The organism is Spirosoma aureum (assembly GCF_011604685.1).
Classification (GTDB): Bacteria; Bacteroidota; Bacteroidia; order Cytophagales; family Spirosomataceae; genus Spirosoma; species Spirosoma aureum.
The window spans coordinates 5,180,581-5,201,458 of the sequence record NZ_CP050063.1 but is presented as its reverse complement, the minus strand read 5'-3'; the positions used below and the strand labels follow the sequence as shown (position 1 = coordinate 5,201,458).

At 47.4% G+C, this 20,878-nt stretch carries 16 protein-coding genes; 11 read left to right on the top strand and 5 right to left on the bottom strand.

Annotated elements, in window-relative coordinates; all coding sequences use genetic code 11:
* Nucleotides 1-151 precede the first annotated feature (151 nt).
* The gene (locus G8759_RS20740; protein WP_167211803.1) at nt 152-991 is read left to right on the top strand and encodes an FkbM family methyltransferase; all 840 of its coding nucleotides are present in this window, start codon (nt 152-154) and stop codon (nt 989-991) included.
* Here the strand turns inward: G8759_RS20740 and G8759_RS20735 are convergent.
* A complete protein-coding gene (locus G8759_RS20735) occupies nt 984-2,402 on the bottom strand; it encodes a hypothetical protein (RefSeq protein ID WP_167211800.1) in 1,419 nt (472 codons plus the stop codon). The genes G8759_RS20740 and G8759_RS20735 overlap by 8 nt on opposite strands.
* Nucleotides 2,403-2,865: 463 nt before the next feature.
* Between G8759_RS20735 and G8759_RS20730 the strand changes: the two genes are divergently transcribed.
* The 3 genes from G8759_RS20730 to G8759_RS20720 all read left to right on the top strand — a co-directional run bounded on the left by G8759_RS20730 (nt 2,866) and on the right by G8759_RS20720 (nt 5,079).
* A complete protein-coding gene (locus G8759_RS20730) occupies nt 2,866-3,795 on the top strand; it encodes a nucleoside hydrolase (RefSeq protein WP_167211797.1) in 930 nt (309 codons plus the stop codon).
* 231 nt (nt 3,796-4,026) lie between these two features.
* Nucleotides 4,027-4,533, top strand: a complete 507-nt coding sequence (locus G8759_RS20725) for a hypothetical protein (protein ID WP_167211794.1) — start codon at nt 4,027-4,029, stop codon at nt 4,531-4,533.
* Between the two features lie 27 nt (nt 4,534-4,560).
* Complete coding sequence (locus G8759_RS20720; RefSeq protein WP_167211791.1) at nt 4,561-5,079, top strand: hypothetical protein; 519 nt, start codon at nt 4,561-4,563, stop codon at nt 5,077-5,079.
* Nucleotides 5,080-5,351: 272 nt separating this feature from the next.
* On the opposite strand, the gene G8759_RS20715 is transcribed toward G8759_RS20720, so the two are convergent.
* Nucleotides 5,352-5,600 (bottom strand): M14 family metallopeptidase, encoded by a 249-nt coding sequence (locus G8759_RS20715; RefSeq protein WP_232073889.1) that lies wholly within the window; start codon nt 5,598-5,600, stop codon nt 5,352-5,354.
* 53 nt (nt 5,601-5,653) lie between these two features.
* On the opposite strand from G8759_RS20715, the gene G8759_RS20710 reads away from it, so the two are divergent.
* The 5 genes from G8759_RS20710 to G8759_RS20690 all read left to right on the top strand — a co-directional run bounded on the left by G8759_RS20710 (nt 5,654) and on the right by G8759_RS20690 (nt 11,750).
* On the top strand, nt 5,654-5,941 hold the full coding sequence (locus tag G8759_RS20710) for a hypothetical protein (RefSeq protein ID WP_167211788.1): 288 nt from the start codon (nt 5,654-5,656) through the stop codon (nt 5,939-5,941).
* A 139-nt stretch (nt 5,942-6,080) separates the two neighbouring features.
* Nucleotides 6,081-6,935 carry an indole-3-glycerol phosphate synthase TrpC gene (locus G8759_RS20705; RefSeq protein WP_167211785.1) on the top strand — a complete coding sequence of 285 codons (855 nt, stop codon included), beginning with the start codon at nt 6,081-6,083 and terminating at the stop codon, nt 6,933-6,935.
* Between the two features lie 168 nt (nt 6,936-7,103).
* Nucleotides 7,104-8,144 carry a hypothetical protein gene (locus G8759_RS20700; RefSeq protein ID WP_167211782.1) on the top strand — a complete coding sequence of 347 codons (1,041 nt, stop codon included), beginning with the start codon at nt 7,104-7,106 and terminating at the stop codon, nt 8,142-8,144.
* Nucleotides 8,101-10,524 (top strand): hypothetical protein, encoded by a 2,424-nt coding sequence (locus G8759_RS20695; RefSeq protein WP_167211778.1) that lies wholly within the window; start codon nt 8,101-8,103, stop codon nt 10,522-10,524. Before G8759_RS20700 ends, G8759_RS20695 begins: the two co-directional genes overlap by 44 nt.
* A 182-nt stretch (nt 10,525-10,706) precedes the next feature.
* Nucleotides 10,707-11,750, top strand: a complete 1,044-nt coding sequence (locus G8759_RS20690) for a formylglycine-generating enzyme family protein (RefSeq protein ID WP_167211775.1) — start codon at nt 10,707-10,709, stop codon at nt 11,748-11,750.
* 77 nt (nt 11,751-11,827) lie between these two features.
* Here the strand turns inward: G8759_RS20690 and G8759_RS20685 are convergent, their stop codons facing one another.
* A complete protein-coding gene (locus G8759_RS20685; protein ID WP_167211772.1) occupies nt 11,828-13,951 on the bottom strand; it encodes a prolyl oligopeptidase family serine peptidase in 2,124 nt (707 codons plus the stop codon).
* A gap of 361 nt (nt 13,952-14,312) precedes the next feature.
* Between G8759_RS20685 and G8759_RS20680 the strand changes: the two genes are divergently transcribed.
* The gene (locus tag G8759_RS20680; RefSeq protein ID WP_167211769.1) at nt 14,313-14,714 is read left to right on the top strand and encodes a nuclear transport factor 2 family protein; all 402 of its coding nucleotides are present in this window, start codon (nt 14,313-14,315) and stop codon (nt 14,712-14,714) included.
* Nucleotides 14,715-14,718: 4 nt separating this feature from the next.
* Nucleotides 14,719-15,318, top strand: a complete 600-nt coding sequence (locus tag G8759_RS20675) for a GNAT family N-acetyltransferase (protein WP_167211767.1) — start codon at nt 14,719-14,721, stop codon at nt 15,316-15,318.
* Between the two features lie 606 nt (nt 15,319-15,924).
* On the opposite strand, the gene G8759_RS20670 is transcribed toward G8759_RS20675, so the two are convergent.
* Nucleotides 15,925-17,844 (bottom strand): M14 family metallopeptidase, encoded by a 1,920-nt coding sequence (locus G8759_RS20670; RefSeq protein ID WP_167211764.1) that lies wholly within the window; start codon nt 17,842-17,844, stop codon nt 15,925-15,927.
* A 252-nt stretch (nt 17,845-18,096) separates the two neighbouring features.
* Entirely contained in the window at nt 18,097-20,841 is a 2,745-nt protein-coding gene (locus G8759_RS20665) for a T9SS type A sorting domain-containing protein (protein WP_167211761.1), read from the bottom strand.
* Nucleotides 20,842-20,878 lie beyond the last annotated feature (37 nt).

Here is a 20,878-nt window from a genome sequence, read left to right as displayed (position 1 = left end):
GTATGAAGAGCTAAAATACAGAAAGTTAGAATCTGAGGGGTATATTTAGTGGATATGGCCTCTTATAGGAGTAAAGAATTGTGCGAATCTGTAAATTCTGTCAGGTAAAGTTCCCCGGTACCACCTAATAGTATTATTCGTTTTAACACCTATGCTCAACTACCTAAAAGAGTCATTTGCCCGGAAAAAGGCCAGACGGATTACCAGCAAGTATGGACACGAGACAAATACCTTTCAATTAGCCGACGACGGATTGGTCGAGTTCGCCAATTGGAAAAATCCACTCGTTGAACCAAAAATAATTACGCAGGGAGAGATCAACTTCTTCCGTCGTTTTGTGCCCCGCGGTAGTTTTTGCATTGATATTGGCGCGAACATTGGCGATACGACGGTGCCAATGGCGCTGGCTGCTGGTAAAGAAGGCGTAACACTGGGTTTTGAGCCTAATCCGATGACTCATGAAATCCTGGTTGCTAATGCGCAACTGAATAGCAGGACGACCAATATTGTACCGCTCCCCTATGCGATTACGATGGAGGATGGTGAGTTTTTTTATTCATCGTCTGAAGCTTCATTTGGTAATGGAGGAGTTTCTGCCAGCGTTGAGGAGGCCAAAAAACATGGAAACTTTCAGCTTCAACAGAAGATAAAAGGGATAAACTTGCTCACGTTTTTGAATGATCGGTACAAGGACCAGCTTTCCCGGCTTTCGTTGATCAAGATTGACGTTGAAGGCCATGATCAGGAAGTGATTGAGTCTATTTCTCCCTTGATTGCGCAGTATAAGCCAGTACTTATTGCGGAATGCTTTAGCGAATCCAGGCTGGATGAGCGTACTGAACTATACAACACGGTAGCCAATCTTGGCTATACACTCTTTTACTTCGAAGATTTTGAGGAGAGCACGACCATTATTCGTTTAAGCCCGCAGGATATGAATCGATGGAAAAATTTCAATTTTTATGCTGTACCTGATACACCGGTCAACTAGACCTATAAATAGCAAAACGCCCGTCGAAATAGGTGAGCCTAAAAAATGGTAAGGTAACCGTGCCGGGTTTGGGGTAAAAATCTTCCGATCGATATTGGTAATCCATAAGAATGAAACCCGTACCACGCTGGTGGGCCCAGTTTGCCATGTGGGCTGGCGGGTTGTTCGTGGGAATCGAATGGTATTTGTAATTTTCATGGCTTAGTAGGTAGGGGTGCCGTTCGTATTCATTGAAAAAATACGTTAAGGGCACCAGTCCTTTCTCATCGGCTGGAATGTGTTCTCTTAACTTTTGATAAGCGACAGGCAGATAGTCATTACTGAAATTTTGAAGAATAATTTCAATAGTACCATAAATGCCAATTATAAAATAAGTAGCAAGTACACCAGCTAATGCCCAATTTTTAAATGGTTTTATTCGGTATAATTCATAAATTAATACCAGCATAAATGGCATAAAAAGGGGCAAATAGGTGCCCGAGCCATGTTTTGTCAGTAGCCAGAACGATGTGACGAGCAGGATTGAAAAAACGGACAGCGCTGATGGTAACTGTTTCAGATAAGCTCGCTGATGCCCGATGAGAAATGCCAGCAACAACGATAAAGAAGCCTGTTCCGGCGATTCAAAAAACAGCTTCGGGAATGTCAGCAGCACGAGTAGTTTAGAACGCCAGCCAAATGCATTTTGTGTAGCCGGATCATTGCGAAACTGATAGTACCAGGTCGAAAATCCATTCTCAGCCAGTAAAATATCGCTAAAATAAAGTAGGCCCGTAAAACTGCCTGCCAGCGCAAAATAGCTGGCATTTTTGTATTGGCGAAAATAGAGTAGAGTTCCCAGACCGGCAATCAGGTAGATTATTCCATTCAGATGGCACAACATGGCCATGCCTGCCAGCACTCCGGCAAGAAGGCTTTTTGAGACGGTTACGCTTTTAGCCTGAAGGCATAAAAAGGAGCTAAATCCCAGTGCAGCCAGCATAAGTTCCGGCCGATTCTCGAAACTCATTTTTACGAGTAGCCGATTCGAGAAAATCAGAATCAGAATTAAAAGTATATTCCTTGAGGTTGCACTTTGCTCTTTTTTGTACAGGTAAACGGTGATCTCCGCAATAATTGCGATAAAGGAAACTAAGCCAACAAATTGAACTGTCGGAAGCTGAAAGCCGAATACGTTCATTAAACCAGCTCCGAAAACCAGAAACAACTTATGGCTGACTAATAATTGGTTTTCCCATCCCAAAATTCCGTTGAAAAACTCCGATCGAATAATCCCGTCCTTCTGAAGCCAGTAGGATTGCTCCGCAAACCAGGCATCATCGCCGGTGGGTGCCCGGTGATAATAGGTAAGTGTCGTAAGAAGCACTAAAATCGATAAAATTATACCTAATTGATTTTTTGATATGGACATTCAGTCAGAAACAATTTAAGTTTGAATGGTGTGAAATGATTTTTAAGAGTTATGTGTTCGTTGTGATTTTTTGTAATTATAGCGAAGACCCATTCAATTGGCCAAACGTTGGATCTTAATTGCAACAGAATATAGTCAGGGATAATAGGCCCGAATGAATGGTTGAAGGCCTAAAATATCCTTATCTTGTCCCATAAAGAGTGCTTCTATGGGTGTAGAAGCACTATTTTCTCCCAAATGAACCAATTATTACCTGCTCTGGTATTACTCACCAATTTATAAACCTATGGCCAGCCTGCCAATTGATTTCGAACTGAGCAGTGTATAAAGATACGATTCCCGGAAAGTGAGCAACAGTTGGCAGTTGCAGTCTACAGTAGGCAATTTGCTCATCTTAATGTACGAACGCTTACTGCCTACTGAAGACTGCAAACTGAAGACTGTAAAATGTAAATTTAAAACAATGCCAAAACTTGTCCTGATGGATCATGACGGTGCAATTGATGATTTGCTGTCTCAATTGCTCGTATTGACAATGTCTGATATTGAACTGATTGGGGTAACCGTCACGCCTGCCGACTGCTACATTGAACCCGCGCTCGAATCGGCCTATAAACTGCTTCAGATAATGGGGCAGGAACATATTCCACTGGGCAGGGGCGATTATTATGGCATCAATGCGTTCCCGAGCGAATGGCGGGCACGACCAGAGATCATAAACGCCCTGCCCATGCTGATCAATCTACCCAAAGCGCCTGATCCGTATGCGTACCGTAGCGCGCCCGACCTGATCATCGACAGCTTGTCGGCTGCATCCGATAAAGTGACTGTTTTGATGACTGGCCCCTGTTCCAATCTAGTATTGGCCCTGGAGAAAGCCCCGGAACTGAAAGCCAAAATAGACGAGGTCGTTTGGATGGCGGGCGCATTCAGAGTATCCGGCAATGTGCAAACTTTTCAGCATGATGGAAGCGCTGAATGGAATGTGTTCTGGGACCCCATCAGTACAAAAAAACTGGTCGAGCTGGAACTTCCTTTAACGTTTATTCCACTGGATGTGACCAACCATGTTCCGGTGACGAAGACGTTTCTCTCAACCTTAGCCACGCAGATTGAGTATAAACTATCAAACCTGACGGGCCAGTTCTGGGCGTTGACGCTCGATACGATTCCTGGTTATTATTACACCTACTTCATGTGGGATATTCTGGCAACCAGCTATCTGGCCATGCCGGAACAGTTCAAAACAGAGGTCGTGAAAGCGAAAGTCAGTACCCGGCCTCCCAATGCCGGACAAACCTATCTGGATGAAACCGGATATACGGTAAAAATAGCGACGGACGTGAATAGCGAGTATTTCTATGAATACATACTGGGACAATTTAAGCGATAGACGGCCAATTTTCTCGTGACTTCCACTCGCTCATAACCACTTACCATTCACGCGAACGAAAAAGCCACTCGCATAATGGGTAACCTTTCTATTTACCATTGTCGCTAAATTCTATCGTGAACGTGGGCAATCGGTGTTTCCTGCTTCTCCGAAAATCCGACAAAGCGTGTGCTGACCGGTAATATCTGGAAAAATGAAACCCGGTTTTCACAAGCCCAAACCCTGATCACGATGAAGCCAATTTATCGCACAGCCATGGCAATGCTTGTTGCCTTGACGCTACTCGACTGCAAGAAAAACGAAGCTGATCCGCAGGTAGATGCTGACGGATCAACCTCAGCTACTGTCAAATTAACCCAGAATGGGCAAGTTATCACCCAGTTTCAGACGGTAAAGGCCGCTGCTGTTGGGGGAAATGAGTATAGTATAGTCATCAGTAATGCTGATGATAAACATTCGATCAGCCTCAGTATTGCGGGAAAATCGTCGGGAACATATCCCTTTATTCAGAGTACGGAAACCCTGACAAGCGGCAAATCCAGCTTAGTGTATTTGAGTGACGACTTGCCTGAAAACTACCCCGGAACGCCGGGCACGCTACTGCTGGATACTGGTCAGACGGTTTTGAAAACGGTCACTGCAAACCGTTGTAGCGGTTCATTTACCGGAACAGGTAAAAACTTGAAAGACGGTAAAGTATACACGCTGGAAGGAACCTTCGACGCGCGTGTATTCTAATTCTTGTTCAATTTAATTAACGGACTTATGAAAACTACTCGTTCGCTTTATCAGGCAGCATTTGTGCTGCTGACACTCCCTTTAGTAGCTTCCATGTGCGGTAAGAAAAATAGTGACCCCGCTCCGCAGAATACGCATCCATCAACTGTGGCCAGCGTATGGGCCTGGCAAAAACTGCTAGTTTCTCCTCCTGTTGGAAATATCGATGATATACTGGACTACTATGTTCAGATTAACCTGATCACAAACAAATGCATACCCCTGCTTTTGTATGAGTTTAAAAGCGATGGCACAATTGTGCCGATGGAGCAGAGCATTTGTCAGGCTAGTGGCCTTAGCGGTTTAACGCTGGGTCCGCAAACGGGCGATAAATGGTCAGTAAATGGCTCAAAAATAATAATTACCCATGCCGACGGTAGCAAAGATGAAGCTACGCTTGACCTGTCGGATAAAACGTCGGGTGACGGGTCTAAATCGAAGGTAATGACCTGGAAACGAACACTTGACAGCCAGACCTATACATGGATTTTTGAGCGGAAGCTTTAACCTAAATCGGTCTACTAAAGCAAGTTGGGGTTAATTCAGACGAATTGTTTATTCGTCTGAATTAACCCCAACTTGCTCATAATCAATAAGCAAATCAATTTTCACCGCTCACTATCTTTGCCGGGCTGGCCTTGGCCTCTGCCGTTGGAGGGGAGCTGGCAGCTGATTCCAGTTGATCAGGATATGCCAGGGCAGTGGAGCTTCGTTATGGTTCAGGTAGCAGAGTAAGAGTATGGGGCGAAGGTAAAGGCAACAATACAGGTACTTTGAAATTACCAGCCATCTGAGAACACCCAGGTAAATACGCCGAGAATGCCCTGCGCAGCCAGTAACGTGATGTCATGATTGGACATCGTCTGCCATTCGCCGATGGTGATCAGGTCGATAGTTTCGTTGTAGGGGCCAGTTCCGGTCGAGATGTAGAGCAATGGGACTGACTCATGCAAATCGAGGCTGACCGTTGGGCTCCAGTCGTAAAAGATCTTGAATAAGGCTTTGGTCAGCACCTGCGAAATCTGCAAATCACCGTTGAGATAAAAAAGAGTTCGGCCAGCAGAGCCAGCTGTTTATTACAATGATCCAGCCGTTTCATGTCACCATCGATGCCAATAGCGACCAGTTGGATCGGGCGACCTTCTTCGCTGGTGCTTACCAGGTAGAGAACTTTAACAAAAACAGAAAAATTTTATTCAAAATCGAAGAATTCCGGCAATTGTCGGGGAAGCAGGTACAGGAAAAACCATGGTTAAACGAGACGAACTGGCCCGATTATCCACTTTGGGTAATAGCCGATAATCTTGCTGATTCCGCCAGTTATTTAATCAATACAGCCTGTTATAAATCGGGACTAATACACGACTAATGGATACTATACTTTTATCGTACCAGTCAGGCAAGTCACGTTATATCCTTGCTCTTCTTTATTCGATATCAGTAGTCTGAGTCTGTAAGCCAAATCATTCATTTGCAGTACTCCGACGAACCAGAAACCTTTTAGCCGTATGACTATTTTTGATACCATAGTAGCACAGAAACGGCAGGAAGTGGCTCGGCGTCGAGCCATAACTCCCTCACGGCAGCTACAAAACTGGCCATTATTTAAGCGCCAGCCCTTATCGATGAGCCAGTCGCTTACCGTCACTACCTCGTGGGGAATTATTGCTGAGTGTAAACAAAAAACAACAGCCAGCGGCTTTGTTAGCGACCAGATGTCGATACGGGAAACGGCAGTTGGATACGTACGTGCAGGAGCCGCCTGTCTATCGGTACTGACTGATGGGCCATTTTTTGGCGGCTATACCGACGATTTGATTCAGGCTCGGCTTGGCAATCCATCCACACCAATCCTTCGGAAAGATTTTATCGTAGATCCGTATCAGATTCTGGAAGCAAAGGCAATCGGAACTGACTGTATCCTGTTAATGGCGGCCTGCCTGCAACCCGATGACGTGTTCGAATACAGCCAGCTTGCCCATGCGCTGGGTATGGAGGTAATGCTGGAAGTCGGCAGTGCAGCTGAAGTAGAAAGCTATCTACACAAGCATATTGACCTGGTTGGAGTAAGCCAATGTGCCGGTAACGGTTGTGTTACGTCGGCCGAAATCGCCACACAACTCGCCACGTATATTCCCGACCAGTTCGTAAAAGTGGTTCAACGTGGCAAACAGAGCGCAGGTTCGATACTGGCCTTGAAACAGGCTGGCTATCAGGGTTTTCTGCTGGGAGAGAGTCTTTTATGCTCGGTACTGAAGAAAGGTGTCGGAAAACCGGCAATACCAGGCATGTCGTCGGCAGGGCGATTTACACCCAATCAGCAGGCCCGATTTCAACCCTCCTTATTTCCCGTTTACTTTTGAGATCGCAATTGGTCTATAGGAGCTGAACATAAATGCATCTTTTCTTTAGTATCATGGGCTTTCCCCTTTAGGATCAGCATCAACTCGATCAGCAGAATCAACAGATAAGGTTCGTATTTTTGCCTCAATGGTTATCGACGTGGCGTCAGCCCTGACGACAAAATGCATATGCCTCGGTTTTCTATCCTGCTTTGTCTATCCCTGATTGGTCAGATATTTACAGCTTGTCAAACGCCACAGCCCCCAAAGCGAATTACTCCCGCCTTTTATCACTGGAAAGCCGTTTACGAGCCAAAACAGACCGAAAAAGAAATTCTTCGGCAGACAGGTGTTGATCGACTCTACATTCGCTTTTTCGACGTTGACTGGGACGACCAAAAGCATCGGCCGACGCCAAAATCGGTCGTTCGTTTTGCCGAACGACCCCAGGATTTAACCGTAATTCCGGTGGTGTTTATTACAAATCGAACCATGCTGGCTTTGCCGGTGTCCGAAGTGCCGATGCTGGCAAAGCAAATGGCGCAGAAAATTCAACAAATCGCCAACGAGCATCGACTACAAATCCATGAAGTTCAACTCGACTGCGATTGGTCGCCCCGTAGCCGGAACCGGTATTTTACATTGATTCAATTGGTAAAAAAACAGATGAAAATGCCAATGTCGGCTACAATTCGATTGCATCAGATCAAGTATGCCGAACGAACCGGTGTGCCGCCCGTTGATAGGGGCATGCTGATGTTTTACAACATGGCCGACTGGAAGAATTCATCGACGCATAATTCTATTCTTGATCTGGATGTTACCAATCGCTACATCGGTTTCATTGAAAAATACCCATTACCACTCGATGCGGTTCTGCCACTTTTCAGCTGGACAATTGTTTATCGGAATAATCGTTTCTTAACCATTCTCAACAACGTTGATAGCAGGCAGCTCGCTACCTATTCTTTTCTGCAACACGAGGCCGATCAGAGCCGTTATCTGGCACTTCGTGATACAGTAGCGTTTGGGTTCAGCGTACGAAAGGGAGACTTATTTCGGGCAGAAGCCTGTAGTGAGCAGGATCTCACGAAAGCTAAGTACCAACTACTATCACGGATTCATAACCAGTCACTTACATTTTCTCTTTACCACCTCGACAGTACCGTTCTTGCCGCTTATACTCATGCCTACCTCCAAACCCTCTTTGAGCCGATTCCGCAGAATTAGTTTGTCAATTGGTATTCTGCTGGCTTTTGCCTGCGGTCCCGGTCTGTTCGATGAAAACGAATTTTTAAGCTATTTTCTGCCCGAGAGCAGCAATGCGCAACCCCAGGACAGACGGTACTTTTTTACCCCTCAGTTGTATAACTATGATTCGGAGACAGAGGCCGATACCATTCGACAGGTTGATGAAAACCTGAATGCATGGGCTGCATACGCGGGTGGTAATGTACCGGCAACGGCTGTAGCTAAGGCGCTCTACGAAGGGGATGAAAGCGCCGGGAACCGGTTTGTTGCGCAGTTAAGCCGTACACATACCCCAGCGCTCGATTATCTGAAGCTGGCTCTGCAAGCTGATAAGGCTAGTGGTGGTGGCGATATCTGGAATCCTGATCCGGCAGATACCACACAGCTGACCCAATTGCTTAACGAAGCACGAACGAAATACAACACGGTCGATGATCCGTTTCTTAAGGAGCGTTATGCCTATCAGGCCGTGAAAATGGCTGACCAGATCGGCGATCACGATCAATGCCTTGACCTGTATGCTCAACTTATTACGCCGATCACAAAGAAGACATTCATCAGCGATTGGGCCTTATGCCGGCATGCCGGTGCTGCCTTCTCGCTGGGTGATACGGCGCGAGCTATCTACGAATTTGCGCAGGTGTTTGACCGTTGCCCATCTCGTCGGCCTCAAGCCGAAGCCAGCCTTCGCATCTATGGAATCCGGTTTCGGGCAGAAGCCTTAAAATTCGCCAAAAACGACCAGGAAAAAGCAGCTGTGTATGCGCTTTGTGCCATTCAGCCCAAGCAGGATGCGCTCCCACTCCTTAAGGAACTGGTCGCGTTAGCGCCCGAAAATCCGTTGGTTGAATTGACAATGGCGCGGGAGATCAACCGGAATGAGTATTTTTTCCTGGGAGAGCAAAATCCGATTTATGGCTATGATGAAACGACAAAGAAAGACTCGATAGCCTTTGAGGATCGTCGAAAAATGTCGATTTCCTATGCAGATCAGTTGCGGGCCTTTGCCCTGGATGCGGCCAAAAATGAGAAACTGAACGATCCGGCCTATTGGTATACGGCGGCTGCTTATCTGGCTTATCTGGATAAAGACTATGATGAAGCAACAACTACGCTCGACAAAGCCGAACAGGCCAGGACGAGCAACGCTGATCTGAAAAAACAAATTGCCCTCCAGCGGATGCTGCTGATGGCTGCGCAAACCGAAACCATAAATTCGCAGATTGAAAATCAACTTATTGGTTATCTTGAGCAGTTCGGCAATGCGAAGAATTTTAGACTAAACAATGCGTTCGTGGAAGTTTGTCAGCAGTTTGCCCGGCGATACCAGCAGGAAGCCGCTGGCAGTAAGTCGGATGGCTGGTTGTCGGGTTGCAGCCGGTCCAGGAAAGAGACTGGAAAAGAAATGACTGTTGCCAAGGCGTTTCTGATGACGATGCTAACTTCATCGCAATTGAACAGGAGCGAAGCCTATGTCAACGTCAATTCTGATCAGTTAGTAATCGAAGACAGTACATCCGCGGCCACCATGCAGCAGGTTCTCGCTTTTTCACAGCAGCCTAACCCAACCGATTTCGACAAGCGTTTACTGAAATTGACCGGATTTGATGCGGATTATCTGAATACGCTGCTGGGTCGTCGGTTACTGGCCGAACATCGGTATGCCGAAGCAGCCACGGCCTTCGGTAAGGTAAGCCCTAAGGCATGGAGTGACGAACCGTTTGCCTCCAATTTCAATCAGAATCCATTAGATGTACCGGTCAACAGGCAGGAAGCGGCTGGTGCGAATTCCTACAGCCCGGTACAGTTTACCCAACGAATGGCTGAACTACAACAAGAGACTCCTAAACGGACGGGCGATGAAGCCGCCAAACTTTATTATGAATTGGGCTGTGGCGCTTACAATTTGAGCTGGTTTGGTAACTCATGGATACTCGTAAAACGCTCGTGGAGTTCGGCCGAACTGGTTTCCTCTTTATACGGGCAGATGAAATCGACTGAGCGGGCGCAGATGGAGCAGCAATTGATCCGGAACGTCTATTACTCCACTCAACCGGCCAAAGCTTTTTTTGAGCAGGCAATGAAAGCGGCCCAGCAACCTGAATTAGCGGCTAAAGCATGTTTTATGGCCGCCCGTTGTGAGCAGAATGAACTGACGGTTCGGCTGGCAATTGAGGAAGTGAAGCGGGGGTATGCCGACTTTGATGAGAAGGAGTGGAGCGCTCTAACCCGAAAGCTCCAGCGAGAGCAATATGGGCGTTATTTCTCAAGATTGTCTATGGATTATAAACAGACAAAGTTTCAGGCCGAAGTACTGCGCGAGTGCGCCACCTATGCCGATTATGTGGCTCATCGTTAATGCTGCCAACTACATCTGACGAACTGGAAGTGAGAGAGACATATGCCCAAATTGGCGCTCCATGAACGATAAAATCGATAGGAAAACTCAATAAATTAAAGAAAATAGGTTCAACAAATTATGACAGACTATTTTGATAGCTTTGTACGAAAAGTGTTGATTTAAGTCTGTTATCATTCTGTATGCGTGGCTATTTTGGTTTCAAATGGTTTTTTGTGATCATTCTTGGGTTCGGGTTCGGAGCCTGTAACTCATCCCGCAAGGACGATCAATCCCAGGAAAGTGCATCGGACAAGTCGGTTGCCAGTCAGCCAGCGACGTCGTTTAAGCCTGGTGAAAAAAGAGACGGAATGGTCTGGGTACCGGGCGGGGCGTTCGAAATGGGTGCCGACGAGTTTACCGATTCCCGGCCCGTGCATTCGGTTTCAGTAAAAGGCTTCTGGATGGACGAACATGAAGTAACCAACGCCCAGTTCTCTGCGTTTGTGAAAGCGACCGGGTACAAAACCATAGCCGAACGTCCGCTTAATCCGAACGATTATCCGGGCGTTCCTGCTGAGCAGCTTGTGCCGGGTTCGGCCGTATTTACACCACCAACCGCCGAAGTGTCGCTCAACAACCCATTACAATGGTGGAAATACGTTCCGGGCGCTAACTGGGAGCATCCCAATGGCCCGGAAAGCACCATAAAAGGGCATGAGAACGAGCCTGTTGTCCAGGTTAGTTACGACGATGCGATGGCGTATGCCAAGTGGGCTAACAAACGATTACCGACTGAGGCTGAGTGGGAGTTTGCTGCCAGGGGCGGGATGAATAACCAGACGTATTATTGGGGCAACGAGCTAAAACCCAGTGGTAAATGGGTTGCCAATATCCATCAGGGACACTTCCCGGAAAAGAATACACTGGAAGACGGCTACGCCGGAGCTGCTCCCGTTAAATCGTTTCCAGCCAATCCATTCGGTTTATTTGACATGGAAGGAAATGTATGGGAGTGGTGTCAGGATTTTTATCGACCCGATTATTACTCCAGTTCGCCCAAAGTCGATCCGAAAGGGCCGGAAGATAGTTATGATCCAGAAGAGCCAGGCGCTGTTAAACGAGTACAGCGAGGGGGATCATTTCTGTGCAGTGATCAATATTGCATTCGGTATAAAGCGGGTAGCCGGGGCAAAGGTGAAGTGAGCAGTGGTAGTAATAACCTGGGTTTCCGCTGCGTACGTTAGTAAGCTTAAAGTAAAAGTACAGCGAACACAACGATTATATCATCACGTTGAGTTCGCTGTACCTCTTGACTACTACCTTATTGCCGTGGCTTTTGTAGTTTCCGTTTGAAATAATCGGCCGTAGCATTTCCCATTTTGAGCGCGTTGGTGTGCTTCATCCAGTGATGGGTATCATCAGGAATCACGAGTGTTTCCATCGATACTCCTTTCGCTTCCAGACGTCTGACCAGATCGGTACTCTGATTGAACCGTACATTGCGATCGTCGTCGCCGTGAATGATCAGAACAGGCGAGGTCCAGTTACTGATCGACGAAATTGGCGATGATTCAAAAACAACTTTAGCTGCTTTGTCGGCATCGGGTATTTTTTCGATGCGGTCGGAAGGGCCAATGCCAAACCGTTGCTGACTCCAGTCGTGTACACCATGAATATCAACGCCAGCCGCGAAGAGTTTAGAGTCGCGGGCTAGCGCCAGCGCCGTCAGATAGCCACCATAAGAGCCGCCGTAAATGCCAATTTTAGCCGCATCGACCTGCGGTTGTTCGGTTAGCCAGATGGCTGCTGCCCGAACATCCTGATATTCGGACGCTCCGGTTGCACCCCCGTTGGCAGGTTGATGGAAATCGTACCCGTAGCCAATGCCAAGCCGATAATTCACGGATAACACCACAAAACCCTGACTGGCCAAATATTGGTTGAGTGCATAGGAATTGGCATAATAGTCGGAGTAGTTCCAGCCTAACAGCATCTGACGAGGTGGGCCTCCATGCACATAGATGAGTGCCGGTTTTTTGGCAGCTCCGCCAGCAGGTTCAAACAGTTGGCCATGAACGGTCATCCCATCCGGCGATTTAAAGGTTACCTGCTTTGGGGTGACAAGCTGAGTTTGCGGAAAACTGGCAGGAATGAAATTCTGACCAAGCACTTTAGGCGTTCCTTTGGTAAAGGCCATCACAGTAGGTAGCGGAGGGCGTTGAGTCGTAGCACTAAACATGGCTACTGTCGATCCATCACCCGTAATAACAGGCATCCACTCCAGACCAGCACCGGGTGTCAGCACTTCCATTTCAGCTTTATCTACCGGAACACGAACTACATGCCGTCGGTCGATGTCGAGTTTGTCGGGGCCAGTGTTGCCGCTGAAAATTAGCCATTTCCGATCATGGCTTAGTGTAATGTGTTCAGCCATAAATGGCGCAGAGGTGAGCAACAAGGGATTACCGCCAGCCGACGCAATGGAATACAGGTGCGGCCAGCCATCTTGATAGGATAGATACACGATACGATCATTAGCCGCCCAATGTAAGTTGAAGCCGCCATGCGTGCTCGGAACCGAACCCGCCAGCGTTTTGGGCGCTTGCCAGATCTGGGTGGCTGTTCCAGAGACAGCATCGGCTGTCCAGATTGACCAGGCCTGGTGTTTACGGGTCAGCACAGAATCAGGAGCACCGCCAGCACCGGGTGTTCGGGCAAATACGATTTTTCGGCCATCGGGCGACCAGCGGGGTGAACGATCCCGCGAAAAAGACGGAGCGATCCAGGTGATAGGCGTTGTTTCGTTGGTGAAAACGCCCACAAAGGCATGATCTTTCCGGTCACAAACGAAAGCCAGTTTTGACCCGTCGGGCGACCATTCGATCGAACCGTTAGTGCCACGGGCGTTGAATAATGCTTTAGCCGCCGTTGCTCCGTTGGTGGGAGCGATCCAGACCTGTCCACCTTTGATGAAGGCTATGCGATCACTTTTCGGCGATAGGAGGGGTTCATCGCCCTCGGCAATGGCTTTGGATTCACCGCCTGCAAAAGGTACGCTCCATATCTGAACTTTTGGCGGTATAGGTGACGAGGTTGTATTTACCGCGACATCATCATCCCAGTTGGAACCATGATCGCCACCGCGTACATAAACGACCCATTGGCCATCGTCCGAAATTGACAAACTGGTGATTTCCTGGCCGTCGTCTTCCGTATAATTCGTGAGTTTTCGGGGCGTAAAGTCTGGTCCCTGCGCCACATACACATTGCGTTTTCCCTGTTCGTTTAGCGCCCATGCGATGCGTGAGCCCTCGGCCGAACTGGTCAAATCGCTTGGGAATGGGTAGCTCTTAATGGCTTCCAGCGAGAAGGTCTGCGCCCGTAGCTGGTTCGATTGAAACAAAAGAATGCCTAAGGTCAGGCAGAGGAAGGTAAACTTTTTCATGGTTGCCGTAGGAGGAATTGCCCGCTAAAACTGAGTAGCTTGGTTGCAGACTTTAAGTAAGCAATTTCTTTCGTAAACTGCCTTGTTGCAAAAATAAAATTCTACATATCAATCGTATAATACTATTGTTTATAGACTCAACTAGTATTTGTCGTATTCACAGACGCAATGTTCGACTACCTGCTACAAACAAGTATACCTGCCCGAAAGTATAACGAAGGAGAAGGCTCATCACCAGCAATGGATATAAAACGACAAGTTGTTGCCGAACGGCAAATGGACTTCATTCTGCTTAGTATATTTGCGTTTTCGTGCTCAACCCGTGTTTCGGGTGAATTAACAATCAAGCTTTTTTCTCGCAATGACTGCCCTTGACATCGTAAAGGAGTATTATACTAGTTTTAACCAGAAGAACTGGAACGGAATGCTGGCGTTGCTGCACCCTGAAGTGCGGCATGAACCAAATCAGGGAGAGGTTCGAATTGGGGTGGAGAAATTTACGGAATTTATGAAAACGATGGATACGTCTTACGAAGAATCGCTGACGGATCTGGTCTTCCTTACTGAGCCCTCCGATTCACGTGTTGCTGTAGAATTTGTTGTCAATGGTGTGTATAAGAAAGGTGAAGAAGGGTTACCAGAGGCTCATAATCAATCCTATGTATTGCCAGCCGCAGCATTTCTGGACATTAAGGATGGGAAAATAACACGAGTGACGACCTATTATAACCTGCCACTCTGGATTAAACTGGTGTCAGCCTAGTCGAATGAGTTTATTGTTATTCAGGACCAAAAAAGGCGATGAAATTGCGTCGATCTTCGATGATTTAGCCAGCTTGCGCATCACCGTTTTCCGCGACTATCCGTATCTGTATGAAGGAACGGTGGCCTATGAAAAAGAATACCTGAAAACCTATGCTCTGTCAGAACGGGCGTTTCTATTTGCGGTATACGATGGAACCGAACTAGTTGGCGCAACGACCGCAATTCCATTAGTCGACGAAACCGTTGAGATCCGACGACCGTTTGAACAGACGTCCGAGGACATCAGCCGTATTTTTTATTTTGGCGAAAGTATTCTGCTGCCTGCCTATCGCGGGCTGGGACTGGGCCATCGTTTCTTCGATGAACGTGAAGCTCACGCCCGTAGTTTCGGAACGTTCAAAATCACCTGTTTCTGTGCGGTCGAGCGGGAGGAGAATCACCCGGCTCATCCGATCAATTACCGCCCGAATGATAACTTCTGGCTAAAAAGAGGATACCGTAAACAGGACTCGTTACGCAGCACAATGGACTGGCCAGACATTGGCGAGTCAGTTTCGACGCCTAAAGTAATGGTTTATTGGCAAAAGGAATTAGCTTATTAGATCAATCAGCGTGTTTTAATGGGATAGTAAGTCGGCTAAAATCACCCGACTTTTCTGTTTATTGATCAGTATTTTCAGGGCTTTACAACGCTGAAAATAGGCATGAATTACTAGAATTGTTCGGTTTTACTTTCTATAGCGTTCCATGAACAGGGAGATTGGCCATAAAATAGTGGCTGCAATTACTTTGTTCCAATTTGGCTTAGTGGGATTCGCGTTCTGCGCCTTTACCCCATAATATACGAGCACTATACCGGAAATAAGAAATGCAATTGCCTTTGTATTCTCCGTTTAAAAGGTTCTGGAAATAGTTACGTAAGGTCTCCTAACCAAGAATTTCTTAAGCTCCTGGACATTCCCAACTCGTTATAAGACGTACTAAATCAGGGCATTCGCCTGGAGCCGTGCCACGGTTTTGAACCGTGGCACGGCTCCAGGCGAATGTAAAACCAATATTTACCAAAAACGATTGCCATTGCTTAAAATACTTTCTTACAATGGGAAAGTCGTTTGAATCGCAGTTGGAAAAGTACAAAAAAAATTGGAGCCTCTACGGGGCTCCAATTGAATGTGAACGTTAACTATCAGTTGTAAGCTTTGCGGCAATTACTTCCCAATGGTTATTTCTTTTTCCTTATAGCCACCTCGCGTTGAGAGTAGCTTCACTTTGGCTTTGATAGAACCTGGCTGGTTCAGTTTCACTCTGAACGTCGCTTCTTTTTTATCACCAACATTCGTGTAGCCAGAATAAATCGTTTTATCAAACAAAGTGGGCTGGGTTATAATCACCTTAGCGTCTTTATTTCCTTTTAGCAGCGCTTTGTCGATGTCCAGCGTAAGGCGATCTTCCTGAACCATTTTTACCCGCTTAGCCTGCTCCAGGGCTACCGGTAATTTGCCGGAGTTGGTCCAGGTTGCTTTGACTTCGTATTCGTTATCGGCCAGTGATTTCACCGTTACGTCGGTTAATTCAAGCTGTGGGAGTTCTTTGGCCATCGCCAGATTGAACTTCGATTGCTTCGAAATCCAGTTTTCCAGTTGCCAGGCGGGGCCGTTCTGAGCAAAGAACTTCGGATGAAAACCGCCAAGTTCGACGGCACCCAACTGCGGATGAGTGAATTTTGTCCAGAGTTTGAAGCCTCGTTTCCCGTTGGCTTCGTCGTCCCACATCAGACCGTCGTATTCGTCGTAATCACCGTCGCCATCATAATCTTTCATAGCACCGCCATTCCACAGCTCATCGCCGTACCATACGGCTCCATATTGGAAATAGCCAAAATCAGGGCCGTGGCCGAATAAGGGTGTAGGTTTCGACGGGTCGCCTGTCAGGCGGTCAACTTTGTTACGCGTATTATAGGTGTCATACACATCACCGGCCCACGGATAACCCGTAAATGATAATCCCAGACTATCCATGTGTTTGTAGATGGCCAGATCCGGTGGGAACATGCTCTCGGCACTAGCCGAAGTGGAGGGTGGCCGCAAATGCATCGGAACTCGTGTATCCATCGAATTTACGACTGTTATGTTCGGATGGCCCATCAGCCAGACGTAGGTAGCGCGTGTTTCGGGTTCACTGAGCGGGTAATCACTGGCACCACCCTGCGAATAGCCCCGACCCGTAAAATCACCGCCCTGATCGGGACGCCAGTTTTCGGGATAGTTACGGTGGTTGTCTAATCCACCTATGCCGTCTTCGTTGTATTTTCCGTCGCCGTCGTTATCGATTCCTTCCGTATACACAATGTAGTCGCCCTGTCCGGCCTGAACCCGTTTCATGAGTCGGCCTGCTTTGTCTTTCGGGTCAATTACATAGTCTGCTTTCTCCAGCTCTTCTTTGGTCGTTGCTTTTTTGCGAATCTGGTAAATGACGCCGTCGCCGTCGAGATCGTCTTCAGAATCTTCGTCAAAAAGGCCGTCGCGGTCATCATCGCGTGGTCGAAGTGTGCTCCGGTTACGCTGTGCCGTAAATAAATACATGTTAGCGCCATCCGGATTGTTCTCTGGGCGGAGGTAAATTGACTTGGTGTCAATCAATTTGGTGATAGCCGGATCTTTTCCATAGTTATCGAGCAGGTGTTTGGTTAACCACAGAACGGCCTCACTACTGGTTACCTCACCACTATGGCGACCTCCTTCGAAATAGGCCGCTGGTTTATCGGTGTGTTTACCAGTCTTTTTATTGGTTAAGGTCATCTGGAGGATCGGACGACCTTCATAACTCTTCGCTACTTCATACAGTTCAACCAGATTAGGGTATTGTTCGGCCCATTTGCGATACCAGCTATACATCACATCGGGCGTATGATACGTGTCGAAAGTCAGGGTTGCACCCGGCTGATACTGTACATCTTTGAAGGTTTGTTTTTTGAAGTAACTAATCCCATGGCGCTCTCCTTTTACAGTGTAAAACTTGCGGGCGGTATCCTGTTCAGGCCATTTTTCTTCAGTGCCATAGTAGGATTTCTGAGCAGATACATTGATGAGTGTAATGAGGCAAATGAGTAAAGTACAATACTGTTTCATAGAGGAGTAACGGCAATTAAGAAAGGAAGTTGACGGGACTGACAAAGCCTGTTTATTCGAGGGGCAATTTATCAAAGATTTTGTGAGAGGCCGAATTTGTGCAAATACAAATTGGAAGAATGGCTAAAATCAAAATAAAAAATAACTAAAATTATATTACTGTTTTGCGCAAAGAGCTTCCATCGCTATAGCAGAACTATAAACGGAGGAAGCTCTTCCTATGAAGCCAATATGAAGCCAGATGGGGTGTTTTTAGTTGCCCATACCGATCAGAAACCGTTTCGCAACTGAAAAATTTGGTGCGTTGACCTGCATGATGTATAGACCGGGAGCCAGCGAATGCAGATCGATCGTTTTTCGTTCATTAAGCGTTGGAACGACAAACGTCTCTACTTCCCTGCCCGACACGGTGAAGATTCGTACAACTGCATTCGCCAGATTTTCCTGCGTTTCTACGGTAATGGTTTTCGTAGGGCTTGGATTTGGATAGATGCTTAACCCCTGATTGGTGTCATCGACAACAAAGCTTAATCGGCCTGAAGGGTCCGAAAAACAGGTCAAAGTTGGGCTATACGTAATAAAAGCCTGTGCCGCGTACGACCCCGAGCGATTGACTTTAATGACTTCAGTTTCGACCTTGAGGGTATCTGTATTTAGATACCAGCGGTAGTAACCCCCATGAACAGAACCCATAGCTTCGAGTGTGTACGTTCCGACCTGAGCTACCGTTGGAATGCTCGGTACGGGCTTTACATCGACCGTTAGGGCGGTGGCTAAAGGCGATAAACAACCATTTGCGTCGCGTACGCGGGCTGAGTAAGAACCCGATTGTTTGACCTGAATTGTTTGAACAGAATCGCCGGTGGTCCAGAACGATTTCAAATTACTAGTGGCTGTTAAGGATACCTGGCCACCATCGCAAAAAACGGTTTGACCGTTAGCCCTGATTGTAGGTGGTGTTGGCAGCGTATTTACTTTAACGGTAACCGCATTGGAAGGTGCCGATAAACAGTTGAAGTTGTTAAGCGTTCGTACGGTGTAAACTCCCGACTGATTGAGCGTAATGGCCCGCGACGTCTGGCCACTGGTCCATTGATAGGCTGTGTTTTCGCTCGATGTTAGCGTTATCTGCTGGTCGGCACAGAAGGTAGGGTTTCGATCGGTGGTTACGACAGGGGTAGGCGGTAACGGATTGACAACCACCGCCAGCGATTGCGACTGGGGCGATGTACAGCCATTCTGATCAGTTACAGCCACAGTATACGCACCGGCCGTTTGCACATCAATGACCCGATTCGACTGTCCTGAACTCCATTTATAGGCATAGCCCGCGTTATCATTTGCGCTCAGCGTAGTACTTCCGCCCTGGCAAAATGTAGTTGGCTTTTGTGCCGTAACGGTCGGTGCCACTGGCAACGGATTAACCTTTACCGAAACAGTGTTTGAAACGAAATTACAACCGCTTACATCCTTGTATTGGACCGAATAATCGCCGGACGTATTGACGGTCAGCTGTTGGGTCGTAGCATTGTTATTCCACAGGATGTTGTTGTCATAATTGGTCTTCAGATTAACGCTATTACCCGCGCAAAACGTTGTTGGACCTGATAGTTGAATGGATGGAGCCCCTGCCACCTGAATAACAGGCGTAAAGAGGACATTTCCAGCCGCATCCTTGACTTTGGCCCGATACTGACCGGCTCCTTTCGTAATTGTCTGCCCTGCTTCGCCAGTGTTCCAGCTTATGGATGAGAAAGATCCGTTCACGGCAATGGCTAACTGATTAGTGCCTGCGCAGGAAACCGTAACAGTGGGAGACAGAACCGGTGCCTGTGGCTGTGCCGCTGAAAAAAAGGCGTCATTAAGACTGCTATTCCAGGCGCTGGCTACTTCGGGAAGTGCATTTACATCAAAATGGACATCATCATACGTTGCCGCTGTACGGGGAGGGCGCTGTCTGGGGATTTGAATGCCGTCTGTTGCCGGTCCTGGGTATACATTTGGAACAGAAGCAATGATCTGATTTTGAGCCGAAATGATCTCGGGTCTTGTCCCTCTCGAATCACCCGAATACGATACACGGGCAACCACCCAGGCAACATTTTTGCCCGCATCCTGGCGGCTGCGGTTGATTACGTATTGTAGATTATTGATGTAGCTGCTTGAGGAGGTATTGTCGAAATTTTCGGCTTCGCCTTGTTGCCATAAAACAGCACGTACGCCCAGCATGTTGGTATAGAACTGTAGGGCAATGCGCAAATTGGCATAGGGCTGGCCGTCGGCGTAAAAAGTCCCCTGTTGATAAATACTTTCCGTACGACCTTTTTCGGCACTTTCCCGCCAGTTTTTAACTGCTGTACCTAAATAACCAGCATTGAAAAACAAAATAGGCACGTTTAGTCGCTGGGCCAGCATGTCGCCAAGTTTCCCCCAGCCCCAGCTGCCAATTCCCCTCGGCGTAATTCGACCTCCCTGATTAACATGCGAAAACTTAGTCAATACATCGGGTGACGGATCATTCTGCGATTCAGAAGCATCGAAGTAATTCACACAGTTAATGCGATCATCACTGGCACTAGGCATATCGTCATACATACCCTGAGCATTTGACTGACCAGCCACAACAAACACCTCGCCGATGCCTACCCGCTCGACGGTTGTGCTCCCTACCTGCTGATCGCCGTTCATGCCCCGTACTTCAAGGTTATACCAGCCACCTTTTGCGGTTAAATCCCCCGAATAGATACCCCCCGTTGGGTTGTTTTGTATCGTTACCCAGTCGGTCGAAATTCCCTGGCCATCCCGCGCCTGTACGCGGGCATCGATCCGGGTTACGGCTTTTGTATAAAATCCATTAATTCGAATAGTCGCTTCGTTGCTTTGGTTCCGCTGAAAAACGGCTCGGCTAACTGGAAAAGATAGTTGAATCTGGGCATTTGTCAGGAAGGGGAAGAGCCATAACGTTAATAACCAATGCGCAACAAATACTCGTTTCATAAACTTCATTAAACGTTACTGTTTGTGATTCTACGGG

Bases quoted from the DNA above. Each gene is read 5' to 3' on its own strand.
- G8759_RS20740 (WP_167211803.1), top strand. From the start codon at position 152: ATGCTCAACTACCTAAAAGAGTCATTTGCCCGGAAAAAGGCCAGACGG.
- G8759_RS20735 (WP_167211800.1), bottom strand. From the start codon at position 2,402: ATGTCCATATCAAAAAATCAATTAGGTATAATTTTATCGATTTTAGTG.
- G8759_RS20730 (WP_167211797.1), top strand. From the start codon at position 2,866: ATGCCAAAACTTGTCCTGATGGATCATGACGGTGCAATTGATGATTTG.
- G8759_RS20725 (WP_167211794.1), top strand. From the start codon at position 4,027: ATGAAGCCAATTTATCGCACAGCCATGGCAATGCTTGTTGCCTTGACG.
- G8759_RS20720 (WP_167211791.1), top strand. From the start codon at position 4,561: ATGAAAACTACTCGTTCGCTTTATCAGGCAGCATTTGTGCTGCTGACA.
- G8759_RS20710 (WP_167211788.1), top strand. From the start codon at position 5,654: ATGATCCAGCCGTTTCATGTCACCATCGATGCCAATAGCGACCAGTTG.
- G8759_RS20705 (WP_167211785.1), top strand. From the start codon at position 6,081: ATGACTATTTTTGATACCATAGTAGCACAGAAACGGCAGGAAGTGGCT.
- G8759_RS20700 (WP_167211782.1), top strand. From the start codon at position 7,104: ATGCCTCGGTTTTCTATCCTGCTTTGTCTATCCCTGATTGGTCAGATA.
- G8759_RS20695 (WP_167211778.1), top strand. From the start codon at position 8,101: ATGCCTACCTCCAAACCCTCTTTGAGCCGATTCCGCAGAATTAGTTTG.
- G8759_RS20690 (WP_167211775.1), top strand. From the start codon at position 10,707: ATGCGTGGCTATTTTGGTTTCAAATGGTTTTTTGTGATCATTCTTGGG.
- G8759_RS20685 (WP_167211772.1), bottom strand. From the start codon at position 13,951: ATGAAAAAGTTTACCTTCCTCTGCCTGACCTTAGGCATTCTTTTGTTT.
- G8759_RS20680 (WP_167211769.1), top strand. From the start codon at position 14,313: ATGACTGCCCTTGACATCGTAAAGGAGTATTATACTAGTTTTAACCAG.
- G8759_RS20675 (WP_167211767.1), top strand. From the start codon at position 14,719: ATGAGTTTATTGTTATTCAGGACCAAAAAAGGCGATGAAATTGCGTCG.
- G8759_RS20670 (WP_167211764.1), bottom strand. From the start codon at position 17,844: ATGAAACAGTATTGTACTTTACTCATTTGCCTCATTACACTCATCAAT.
- G8759_RS20665 (WP_167211761.1), bottom strand. From the start codon at position 20,841: ATGAAACGAGTATTTGTTGCGCATTGGTTATTAACGTTATGGCTCTTC.